Source organism: Cupriavidus sp. 05T313, from assembly GCF_056396665.1.
In genome coordinates, this window is sequence record NZ_JBFTLX010000241.1 from 1 (window position 1) to 10986 (window position 10986).

At 66.3% G+C, this 10986-nt stretch carries 11 protein-coding genes; 2 read left to right on the forward strand and 9 right to left on the reverse strand.

From position 1 onward, the window contains the following. Positions 1 to 92: 92 nt before the first annotated feature. The 9 genes from AC1DKD_RS33630 to AC1DKD_RS33670 form a co-directional block, all read right to left on the reverse strand. Positions 93 to 590 carry a FecR family protein gene (locus tag AC1DKD_RS33630; RefSeq protein ID WP_477144221.1) on the reverse strand — a complete coding sequence of 166 codons (498 nt, stop codon included), beginning with the start codon at positions 588 to 590 and terminating at the stop codon, positions 93 to 95. 54 nt (positions 591 to 644) lie between these two features. Continuing rightward, positions 645 to 1181, reverse strand: a complete 537-nt coding sequence (locus tag AC1DKD_RS33635; protein ID WP_477144222.1) for a YbjN domain-containing protein — start codon at positions 1179 to 1181, stop codon at positions 645 to 647. A 73-nt stretch (positions 1182 to 1254) separates the two neighbouring features. Further along, positions 1255 to 2385 (reverse strand): peptidylprolyl isomerase, encoded by a 1131-nt coding sequence (locus AC1DKD_RS33640; RefSeq protein ID WP_477111841.1) that lies wholly within the window; start codon positions 2383 to 2385, stop codon positions 1255 to 1257. Beyond that, positions 2382 to 3128 carry a hypothetical protein gene (locus tag AC1DKD_RS33645; protein WP_477102287.1) on the reverse strand — a complete coding sequence of 249 codons (747 nt, stop codon included), beginning with the start codon at positions 3126 to 3128 and terminating at the stop codon, positions 2382 to 2384. The genes AC1DKD_RS33640 and AC1DKD_RS33645 overlap by 4 nt, the downstream gene beginning before the upstream one ends. A 10-nt stretch (positions 3129 to 3138) precedes the next feature. Continuing rightward, complete coding sequence (locus AC1DKD_RS33650; protein WP_477111842.1) at positions 3139 to 4836, reverse strand: putative porin; 1698 nt, start codon at positions 4834 to 4836, stop codon at positions 3139 to 3141. 188 nt (positions 4837 to 5024) lie between these two features. Continuing rightward, the gene (locus AC1DKD_RS33655) at positions 5025 to 5729 is read right to left on the reverse strand and encodes an energy transducer TonB family protein (RefSeq protein WP_477144223.1); all 705 of its coding nucleotides are present in this window, start codon (positions 5727 to 5729) and stop codon (positions 5025 to 5027) included. A 10-nt stretch (positions 5730 to 5739) separates the two neighbouring features. Beyond that, positions 5740 to 6150 (reverse strand): ExbD/TolR family protein, encoded by a 411-nt coding sequence (locus tag AC1DKD_RS33660; protein WP_035866382.1) that lies wholly within the window; start codon positions 6148 to 6150, stop codon positions 5740 to 5742. A gap of 15 nt (positions 6151 to 6165) precedes the next feature. Next, positions 6166 to 7938, reverse strand: coding sequence for a DUF2341 domain-containing protein (locus tag AC1DKD_RS33665; protein WP_477144224.1), 1773 nt, complete (start codon positions 7936 to 7938; stop codon positions 6166 to 6168). A 57-nt stretch (positions 7939 to 7995) separates the two neighbouring features. Next, positions 7996 to 9552 carry a ShlB/FhaC/HecB family hemolysin secretion/activation protein gene (locus AC1DKD_RS33670; protein WP_477111844.1) on the reverse strand — a complete coding sequence of 519 codons (1557 nt, stop codon included), beginning with the start codon at positions 9550 to 9552 and terminating at the stop codon, positions 7996 to 7998. A 399-nt stretch (positions 9553 to 9951) separates the two neighbouring features. On the opposite strand from AC1DKD_RS33670, the gene AC1DKD_RS33675 reads away from it, so the two are divergent. Further along, complete coding sequence (locus AC1DKD_RS33675; protein ID WP_477111845.1) at positions 9952 to 10314, forward strand: hypothetical protein; 363 nt, start codon at positions 9952 to 9954, stop codon at positions 10312 to 10314. A 42-nt stretch (positions 10315 to 10356) separates the two neighbouring features. Further along, entirely contained in the window at positions 10357 to 10824 is a 468-nt protein-coding gene (locus AC1DKD_RS33680) for a hypothetical protein (RefSeq protein WP_441631546.1), read from the forward strand. The last annotated feature ends 162 nt before the right edge of the window (positions 10825 to 10986 follow it).

A 10986-nucleotide genomic window follows, 5' to 3' on the forward strand; every position in this document is an offset into this window, starting at 1 on the left:
GTTTTATTGCTTCTAGCAGCTAGAAGCAATAAAACCCCGCCCCCAAACGTCAGCAGCAACCAGAAACACCCAGACAAAACCCCACCCAAACCTCAACTCAAAACAACCAACCCACCAGGCAACAACCTGACCTGCAAATCAAAAGTATGCTGCAACTGAGCCAGCGCAAGATCCAGCGACGCCATAAAAACACTCCCACTCACAGGCTTGTCACGCACAGCAGCATTCATCAGCACCACACGCCCGCGCCGGTAGCGATTGATCTCGTCAAGCACATCGATCAGCCGCGCCTGGCTAAACACCAGTTCACCGTTCCGCCATGCCGAAACGCCAGCCGGTTCGATCCGCGCAACGCCGCCGGCGGCAACATCGTCATAGACCGTCTGCTGGCGTGCCTGCAGCACCCGGTTGCCGGCCGGATGCTCCACCCTCAGCGCCCCCTCGATACATGTCACGCAGACCTTGTCCGCCAGGTGCCGGACCTCGAAGCGTCGGCAAGTCACCGGCACCATGTTGAAATCGCCATCGTGGCACCAGGACGTGACGACCTCGATACAAAAAGCCTGCTGGGTGAAACATTGGAGATGCACCGGCCCGCCCCGGCTGACGGCAGGCCGTACGTCAGATCACCATCGCGCGCAACGTCACGGGGAGGCAGTTWCCTCTTCCGCCAGCACGGCGGCGCCGGTGTCCAGCGCTTGCCCGTCTGCAGGCGCGTCGGACACGGCGGGCTGGAAGTTGCGCAGATGGAGGAAGAACTGCCCCATCATCTGCATCCACAGCTGCATCGCCACGGTGAGATAGTCGGGGCCCACGCCGCCGGAGATCACCACGTCCATTTCCAGGACCAGGAATTCGCCATGCTGCGCGACGCGTGCGAAGCGCTTTGCGCGATGCCAGTCGCCAAGCACGCCCTCGGGCAGGGCACCACCTTGCACCCGCAGCGGGCAGCTCAGCGTGAAGTCCAGGTACTCGCCCGGCGTTACCGAATTGCCCCACAGGACCTGGAAGCCGACCCCGTGGCTGGCACTGTGCAGGCGCGGCACGCCGTCCTGCTCGATGGCCGCCACGGCGCATCCGGCGGCCTTGATGGCGTCAGCGACCTGGTCGGAAGTGGCCGCCATTAGCAGGGCGGGCTTGGTGTCTTCTGCGACTTCAACCTGGTTGGCATTTGCGTTCATGGTATTTCCTGAAACTTGAATGGGAAGGAGGATAGGTGGCTGGCCGGGGCAACATGCGCCCCGACCCGCGGCTTCAGTTCACTTTCTGCAGCACCGCGTCCAGCGCGGCGGTATCGATGCTCAACGTGCCCGCTTGCGTGAGTTTGGCAAGATAGGCCTGCACAAGCTGCTGCTGGCGCTGCTGGCGCATCGCCGCCACCAGCTGGGACTTGATCTCGTCCAGCGCCGCGGTACGGGCGGGCTGCGAATCCAGCAGCTTCACCACATGAAAGCCCGCGTCCGATTGCACCGGATCGCTGACCTGTCCGGCCTTGAGCCTGGCGACAACATCGCGCACTTCCGGCAGCATCTGGGCCAGCGGCAGCGTGCCGACTTCGCCGCCGCGCTCCGCGCCGCGGGCATCCTGCGAATGGCGCTTGGCCAGGGCGGCGAAATCGCCCTGGCGTGCCTGCCCGGCCAGCTTGCGCGCTTCATCGCGAACCCTGGCGGTGGCAGCCGCATCGCCGGCTTTGGTTGCCAGGAAAATCTGCGCGACGCGATACGTCGCTGGCACCTGGAAGTTCACCTTGCCCTCTTCGTAAGCCGCCTTGACCTCGGCCTCGGACGGATAGCCGGCCGGCACCTGCGTGACCGACTCCAGGTAGGTGGTGGATACGATCCGCGCGGAGATCTCGCGCACGGCGGCGTCCACGCGTGCCTTCACCTCCGGCTGGTCCGCCCATCCCTTGGCCTGCGCCTCGCGCAGCAGCGCTTCGCTGGCCAGGCGCTGGCGCAGCCAGCTCTCGATGCCCGCGCGGTTGCTCCTGGCGGCGGCCCGGTCCGCGTCGGGCAAGCCCTGCAGCAAGCGAGCCACATCGTCCTGGCCTACCGTGATCGTACCGAGGCGTGCCACGACAGGGGCGGCGGCGGGTTCCGCCGCCTGCACGGGTGCCGCGCTCAGCCAGAAAGCCAGCAAGATGCCGATGGCCGTACGCACCGGAGGCAGCACGGCCTGGACATGCAATTTCAATCGATTCATCTGCGTAGGTACCCTTTTCTCCGGACGCGCGGGCGCGCAGACGCGGGAACCGGCGGCGCCGCCCGGCCCACGCACAGCCGTGCGTTCCTCATTACAGCGCAGCAACATGACAAAGCACTCGCGCCCCAGCAACAGCAGGCTCGGCGCCACCGCGATGCACGGGCTGCTGCTGGATTCGCGGGTCACGGGCGCGCAGCCTCCGGCGCGCCTGTCGCCGCCCTGGCATCGGTCGAGGCGCTCGCCGCCGGCGCGGCCTGAGCCGCGCCGGCGGCCGAGAAGCGCCCTTCGTAGAGCTTGTCGCCATACTCCTGCGCGATCTGCTCGAACTTGACCCGGCTCTGCGCGGCAAAGGGCTGGCGAGCGATCATCACCGCGCCGATATCGACCGTCTCATACGCATGCAGGATCTCTTGCCCGACGGCGTACAACTGCGCGTTCTTGGCCTCGCATCGGGCTATCGCCGTGTTCCGCGACGTGGCCTCGACGGTCAGCCGCTGGCGCTCGGCCTCCGCCGCGCGCGCCAGCTTCAGCAGCTCGTCGTAGGCGTTGCGGTACTGGGCGACCTGCGCGCTCGCCTTCTCCGCGATGGCTTGCGCCTGCTGCTTTCCTTGCTGGTTCCTGTCGCTCAGCCTTTCGCGCTCCTGGCGCTCGGCCGCGAGCTGTGCGCGGGTGCGTTCCAGGTCTTTCCGGAGTGCCTCGGAATCCGTGGCGGGCGCAACGGCGCCGCCGCCCTGCGGCGCGCCGGCCTTGAGCGCAGCCAGTTCGTTCTGCGCCTGCTGCAATTGCGTGGTCGTGATGCGCAGCTGCGCACGCAAGCGCTCTTCCATGGTCTGGGCCTGCTGGGCGTGGGCGGTTGCCCCCGCCATCAGGAGGCTGGCGCATAGCGCCAGCGGACGCCAGGCGCCTCGGAGGCATGATGTGGATGACACGGTATCCCTCCTAGAAGCGCGTGTTGATCTCGACCTGCAAGATATCGATTGCCAGCGGCGGGCCATAGACTTCCTTGGTCGACGTCCAGCGGCCGGTGAACCAGGTGTTCTTGTCGACAGCGTACGAGCCGCCCACGTAATAGCCGCGCGCGTTGGTGCCGCCCAGGTGGAAAGTCGAATCGTTGTAGCCGTCCGGCATCGAATCCGGCTCGATGCGCTTGTAGCCAAGCAGCAGGTTCCAGTCGCCCCTGGCAACGGTAACGGGCTTGCCCAGCGTGGCCTGGAACATGTAGGCGTTGCCGCCGCTCTTGAAGTCGGCGCGATTGGTGCCGCCGCTGCCGCCGAAGTTGTTGACGATGCCGCCGTTGGCGCGCGTGAACATGCCGTTCTCGTCGTACGCCAGGTTGCGGACGTAGTTCGCATCCATGCGCAGGCCGAGGCTGCCGGCCACCTTGGTTTCCCAGCGGAAGTTCAGGTCGAGCAACTGGAACTTGGAAGCCAGGCCCACGTACTGGGGCTGCGGCGTGCCGGCCGGATCCAGCGGGTTGAGCGCGATATTGCGCAACAGCATCAACGTGTTGCCCTTCTGCATGAAGGCCGGCCGCGCCCAGTCCGTGCTGCAGCTGTCGGCGCCAGCGTACAAGGCGCAAGGCTGGGACACTTCGCCGCTGACATTGCGGAAGTCGTAATACGCCAGCGCTCCGCGCAGGCGGTTGTCGTTGTTGACCTTCCAACTGGCGCCGATCTGCGCGCCCAGCAGCCACTTCTTCTCGCTGCTCGCCTTGTTCTGGCTGCGGCTCGGGAAGTTGTCCGAGGAGTATTCGAGCGGAACCAGGCCGAGGGTGCCGAACAACGCCACGTCCCTGTTGGGCAGCGCCTTGTCGAACTGCGCCGCCAGGCCGTCGAAATTCAGGTCGTTCGAGAACAGCAGGTCGGACGACACGAACGGGTTGCCGAAGCGGCCAGCGGTCAGGTTGACCCATTCCGCCGGCCGGTATGACAGCCAGCCCTGGTCGAGCCACACGTTCTTCTTGGCAAGGCCGCCGCCAAGCGTCTGGTTGGTGGACACGGGGCTGTCGTCATTGCCGGTCGCGATGCGGATGCCCGCACGGGTGCTCTCGGAAATATCGGCGTAGACGCCGAACCTCGCACGGGCGCGCAGCAGGCTCACGCGGTTCTGGCGCGTGTTGAGCAGCGGCGGCAGCGACAGGTTGGTGTTCGGGTTGACGTCGAAGCCCGGGCCCTGGTTGATCGCCGACCAGTCGATGGCACTATCGGTGTTGTTGCTGGAGTAGAAGCGCGATTCGTCGCGCACGCGCACATCGCCTTCGATGCGGATGCGCTTGGTCCACTCCGGCGTCTCGTTCGGAGCCGCCCAGCCCTCGGCCTGCGCCTGGGCCATGACCTGCCCCTTGACCTCGTCGCGGATCTGGTCGCGGACCGTGTCCGAGATATAGGGCACACGCACATCGCCCGGCTCCACGCGCATGCCGCCGGCGGTAGCGGCCGGCGCCACCGACGCCACGCGCTGCGCCTGCTGGGCAGCGATCGCCTCGGTCTGGGCCTGGGCCAGCAGCGCCTCGCCGGCGTCCTTGTTCAGCGCGCCGCTCTGGATCAGGCTGCGGATCAGCCTGACCATGGAGGTGTCGCCGGGCGCCGCGGCTTGCGCGTGGCCCGCGCCGCTCGCCGTCAGCAATGCGATCGCCATGGCCGCGGCCAGGACCTGCGTCTTGCGTATGGGCGCCGCCTGGTGTGAGGAGCGGCCCTTTGTTTCGTGCGTCTGCCACGCTGCACCACGGCCCAGATGTCGCTGGGGGATTGCTGGATGGTTCATCGGTTCGTTCAAGAGAATGGGATGGGATAGGTGGGACAGGCGGCGACGTGCCTCGGGCATCGTCACGGCCGGCGCCCCTTGATCGACATACGCATCGGAAAGCGCAGCGAAGCCGGCGGCCGCTCGTYGGCCCGGAAATCGCGCACCATGGCCAGCACGGCTTCGTCGGTCTGCGCGTTGCCGGTGCCGCGCACCAGTTGCGCGCGCGTCGCCTTGCCGTCGGCGTCCAGCCACAGATCGATGCGGATATCCTCGAACGCCAGTTGCCGGGTACGCTGGTCGCGCGCGAACGCCTGCTGCAAGGCATTCGAGACATAGCTCGCATAGGACCGGCTGCCGAGTCCGCCACCGCCGCCGGTCATGCCGCCGCCGCTCCCGGCCTGGATGCCGAAAGCGTCCGTGCCGGCTTGCGCCGCGCCGTCGATCGTGACCGGGTCGCCGAGGTCCTTCGACGGGCTTGGCGGCGCGTCGTCCTTCGGCGCTTCCTGAGGGTCCGCCGGTTTGGGCTCGACCACTTCCGGCTTGATCTTCTCCGGCTCCGGTTCGGGCAGCTTCTCGGGTTCGGGCGGCGGAGGCGGCGGCGGTGGCAGCACCAGCATCGGCGTGGCGGCCACCTCGCGCCTGGTGCTGGCCGTATCGGACAGCAGGCGCCAGACCAGCACAGCCAGCCCGACGATCACCAGCGCGCCGATGAGCAGCCCGCCCCAGCGGCGCCACAGGGCGGCCGCGCGCTGCCGGGGGCGAGGAGTTGGATCGCGATGTTTCACCCGACTCTCCTCACGCCGGCTTGCCGGTGACGAGGCCGATCTGGTTCAGGTCGATGCGCCTGAGCAGGTCCAGCACCTCCACGACCTTCGCGTACTGCACGGCGGCATCGCCACGCACGATCACGGGGAAATCCGGTGTCAGGGCCTTCTCCGTGCGCAGGCGCTCCTCCAGTTCCGGCAGCGTCACCGGATAGGCATCGAGGAACACCTGGCCCGCGTTGTCGATCGTGATGGCCTTGGTCTTGGGCTTCTCCAGCGCGACCGACGAACTAGCCTTGGGCAGGTCCACCTTGATGCCCGGGATGCTGGCATTGCTGGTCAGGATAAAAATCACCAGCACCACCAGCAGCACATCGACGAAGGGAGTGATGTTGATGCCGCTCGAGCGCTTCTTGGTGCCGAACTTGGCTGCGTATGCCATGGCCGCGCGCTCCCCTTAAGCCCGGTGCAGGGCAGCGGGGACGCGACGTCCCTCGCCCTGCTCTTCGGCCAGGCGCGTGGCGAACTCATCCACGAACACCGCCATGTCGGCGCCGATCGAATCCGAACGAGAGGCCAGCCAGTTGTAGCCGAACAGCGCGGGAATCGCGACGCCCAGGCCGGCGGCGGTACACAGCAAGGCCGCGGCCATGCCCGGCGCCACCGAGTTGATATCCACCGCGCCGGCCATGGCCGCCACGACGAATACCAGCATGATCCCGATCACCGTGCCGAACAGGCCGACGTACGGCGCGCCCTCGATGGTGGTCGACAGCCAGTTCATGCGGGCCGCCATGCGTTCGCTCTCGCGCACCATCACGCCATCCATCGCCGCGCGGATCGCGCTGATGGTGGCATCGGAAACCGCATTGAGGTCGTAGCCCATCTGATGGCGGCGGTGCATTTCCTCGACCGCCATTTCATACAGGCGCCACAGCGACGAATCCGCCTTGACGTCCTCGGGGATCCGGTTGCTCTTGGCCAGTTGGTCCAGCGGCGCGCCGGACGCCTGGCGGAAGTGCACCATGAACGCGGCATTGGCGCGCGAGTTCGCACCGAAGCTGCGGCCCTTGCTGATCATGATGGCCCACGACAGCGCCATCATGATGCCGAGCAGGCCCACCACGATCCACGCGTCGAGCGGCATGGCCGCCAGGATGAAGCCGAAGTGGCTCTTGCCGGCCTGCTGCTCGTCGGCACCGAATACGGCAAGCCGCGACTCGGCGCCCTGCGATACGGCGTCCGCCAGGATCAGCGCATCCGGGCGTGCGATCTTGGACAGGCGCACTTCAYCGATGGCGCCGGTGAAAGGGGCCAGTGCGGAGCCGGCAGCCGTGTCGGCACCCAGCGAGGCCGGCGTGTTCAAGGCCGGCAGGCTGGCCGCCAGCGACGCGGCGGGGCGTCCGCCGACATAGAGGGCCACGCTCTTGCCATCGGACTTGACCGCCAGGTGCGACCACTGTCCGGCCTGCACGGGCTGGCCGGGATTGCTGCGTTGGCCGTTGACCTGCACAAAGGGCACGCCCTGGTCGATGCCGATGACGAGTTCGCCCGCGCCATCGCGGCGGGCGTAGATGACTTGCAGCGGCCCAAGCTTCTCGGGGCGTACCCATGCGGAAAAGCCGAACTGCGCGCCGGCGGCCAGCGCCAGCGAAGGAGACGACGGCAGCACCAGCGGCGCGGCGCCGAGCTGCGCGCCCTTGCCGATGACCGTGCCATCGATGCTCACCACGGCGGTCTGGCTATGGTTGCCATAAGCCGTGGTATCGCGCGCCGGCACGCTGCCCTCGGCAAAGTGATAGACGAGGGTGTAGTCCGGGTCGAAGGTCCGCTGGCCATTGCCCGATGCCGGCGCCTTGGCATTGCCGTAGTACATCCACAACTGCTGCGGGCCGCCCGCCGATACCGCCGGCACATCGACCCAGACCAGCGCGATGCCCAGCAGCGGATCGAACTGTTCGATCTGGTGGTTGAGCACCGTCTTGTCGTCCGCCGCGACGAAGCGCAGGTCGGCGCCGGTCTCGCTCACGCCTTCGAAACTGAAGTTGCCGGTATGCAGGCGCAGCAGCACCGGAGTACGGCCCGCGTCGCCGCCGATCGCCCCGCCCTTGGGGCCGGCATCGATCGTGACCGGCTTGCGGTAAGCCCAGTCGGGCTGCCACCAGGCATGGGCCAGGTCAGGCAGTAGTGTGCTCAGCAGCGTGAGCACGAGCAAAAGGATGCGTCGCATGACAGTGGTTCTCGGTTAGCTCGTAAGGAATGGATGTAAAAGAGGCTGGAGCGAAGGTCAGTAGCTCGCGGTGACGCTGAAATTCACCCGCGGGTCGCCGCGCTCCGTGCGTGGCCCGGCCTTCAGCGGATAGCCCAGGTCCAGGCGCCCGGTGACTTTCTGGCCGAGGCGGAAGGTGGTGCCCATGCCCACCGAGGCGAGCGAGAAATTGCTCTGCTGCTCGGGCAACGGATCGCGCAGGCGCACCTGGCCGGCATCGGCGAACAAATAGGCGCGCCAGTTCTCGACCACGGAGGTAAAGAACGTGAGCGGCGGCGTGCGCATCTCGACGGAACCGACCACGCCGTAGTCACCCGTGGTTTCGGCCGACAGGTAGGCGCGCACGGAATTCATGCCGCCGGCGGCGATCTGCTCGTTCGACACCAGCGGGGAATCCGTGATCTGGGCAGCCAGGCGCCATCCCAGTTGCGCGTTCCCCGCAAAGGTGTACGTGCCATTGGTATCGCCCTTGAGCACCATGAAGCTCGGCGAAGCCTTGTAGCGCTTGTAGTCGAATTGCTGCGCCGTGCTGCCATAGCCGAGGAAACTGCGCGTGCCCGCGACCAGCGACAGGTTCAGGCCAAAGCTGCCGCGTTCCGTCTGCCCGAAGCCCGAATAGCCCAGGGTGATCGGCGCGTATTTGAGCGGCACGGTGTCGCCGCTGCTGCCCAGGCGCGTGACCTCCTCGTTGTCCTTGAAGTCCACGCCCGCGCTGAACGCGTGCCACCACGCGCCGGTGTTCGGCACGGTGTAGGTCGCCTTCACGCCGACCGCATAGCCCTTGCCCAGTACGTTCGTGCCGCCCACCGTCGCGACGTTGCTGTCCGACTTGTAGCCAGAAGCCTCGACGCCCCAGTTGGTCCCACGCAGCGGCGCCACATAAGAGCCCGACCACACCTGCGTCTGGTTCAGGTCCTGCGGCGCGCCAAAGAAGCTGACCGATGCGCTGTGGCCAAGTTGCCAGAGATTGTCGTGGCCAAGCGAAGCCGTGGCCCGCAGCTGTTTCGTGTCCGCGCTGTAGTCGTTGTTCAGGCCGACGCTCGCCCGCCACGGGCTGCTGTCGTCGACCTTGAGATCCACGTCCATCGTGCCGGGCAGCGTGCCCTGCCGGACCAGCGGCATCACCTGCCGGTTCCCGCCGCGGTTCAGCGCGGTCAGCTCCGTCTGCGCCTGGTTGAAATCCGGCACCGCGCCCTCCGCCAGCGCGGGCACCTGCTCACGCACCTCCACCGGCGAGTTGTATTGCGCGCCAACCACGCGCACGCGCCCCACCTTGGTCTCGCTCACCTGCAGGAAGACCACGCCGCCGACAGCCTGCTGCTCGGGCAGGTCCACGTACACCGACTGGAAACCCTTGGCCTGGTAAGCCGCGAGCAAGGCATCGCGCGCGCCCTCGATATCCTTCATGGTGCGTTTGGGGCCGAGGTAAGGCGTCACCGCGCGCTCGATCGAGCGTGCGTCCAGCACCGTGTTCCCACGCACGATGTACTCATTGATGTCGACGCGGCGTTCCGCTTCGGGCTGTACGGCAGGTGCCGGCGCCTCCGCCGCTGCATCGGCCGTAGCCTGCGCCATGGCTGTTCCCTGCGCCCCTAGTCCCAGTATCGCGAGACACACCGCCCTCCAGCGCCCGGACGCTTCTTTCTTGTTCTTGCCTTGCATGTGTTTACTCAATTCCTTGCGAAACAATTGCCGTCGTTCCCTTGCGCCGGCGCCCCCACCAGAGGCAAGTCGCATGCGATCGCATCCGCGAGGCCATGATGAGCGGTCATCATTTCAGCGCCGCGTACGAATGGTTAGACGAACGGCCCGCGCGGCGACTGTCGTTTGTCACGAAAGCTTCATGCGCGCAGGCGGGCGTTGGCGATGCGCTTTAAAGGCAGGTGTTCGCGGATAGGAAATTACGTGCCGCGCGGTCTGAAAGGCGGCGCTACACTTCAGGCATATCGCCAATGCCGTTTTTGGCGAGCAACGATGACGGAGCACGAAATGGGCAAGTGGCTGGCAGTTGCGGCAATGACCGTGGGTAGCCTTGGGACGGCCGGCTCCCTGCTCGCTTCGGAGGCGCCCCCACCGATGGGGGATGCCGCGGCGAGTTGTGTCGAGGTCGAAGTCGATGGCGTGCGGGCCCCGTCGTTTACCTGCCTGACGCAAAAGCTGATTCCCAAGCCCGGCCCGGGCGAGCCGCCCTCTGACCGGAAGCTGGCATCCGAAGCCATCGTGGAACGCCCCTCCAATGCACTGGGGCTGTTCAACTATTCGGTGACAAGCCACCGCATGGGCAACACCTTCGGTACATTGGTCACGCCGCAGCGGCCATCCAATCCGGCGCCATAGGCGGGCCGGTTAATTCATTTCCATTTTTTTAAAGGAAAAGACGTGCCATTCATCATCGCCGGCCTGGCATTGATCGGTGCCCTCATCTACGGCGCGGTCCGTCTCTACGCAACGGTAGCCGCCGCCTTTGGCTGGCTCGCCGGTACCGCTGCCGTCGTGTTCTGCGCGGCACTGCTTGCTGCATTCGTCGCAAGCCTGGTGCGCCGCTATCGCGCGATCCACGGCGTGACGGTCAAAGGGGAACGCATCCTGTCGCTGGAGGGATCGTGGGGAAAGGTCCGTGTGGACCCTGAGCGCAAACGTGGCGCACTGGACGTCGACGGCCAGCAGACGAAGTTTATTTTTGCGGATATCGCGGGCGCCAGCGCGCTGGAGAACGGCGGCGAATGGAAGCTTGCATTGCGTCTGGAACACAATGCGCAAGGCGGCTGGAATATACCGATGGCGAATCGGAAGGAGGCGTTGCGCTGGGCGAAGATATTCGACCTGGCTGCCGTGCAGAAGCTTTGAATGCTCGCATGGCAAGGATCGGCGGAGCACGCGCCGAGGCCATCGCAGAAAAGAAAAAGCCCCGCAGAAACCTGCGGGGCTTTTCTCAATAATGGTGGGCCTCCCGTGAGTCGAACACGGCACCAACGGATTATGAGTCCGCTGCTCTAACCAGGCATGAGC

Bases quoted from the DNA above. Each gene is read 5' to 3' on its own strand.
- AC1DKD_RS33650 (WP_477111842.1), bottom strand. From the start codon at position 4,836: ATGGCGATCGCATTGCTGACGGCGAGCGGCGCGGGCCACGCGCAAGCC.
- AC1DKD_RS33675 (WP_477111845.1), top strand. From the start codon at position 9,952: ATGACGGAGCACGAAATGGGCAAGTGGCTGGCAGTTGCGGCAATGACC.
- AC1DKD_RS33670 (WP_477111844.1), bottom strand. From the start codon at position 9,552: ATGGCGCAGGCTACGGCCGATGCAGCGGCGGAGGCGCCGGCACCTGCC.
- AC1DKD_RS33660 (WP_035866382.1), bottom strand. From the start codon at position 6,150: ATGGCATACGCAGCCAAGTTCGGCACCAAGAAGCGCTCGAGCGGCATC.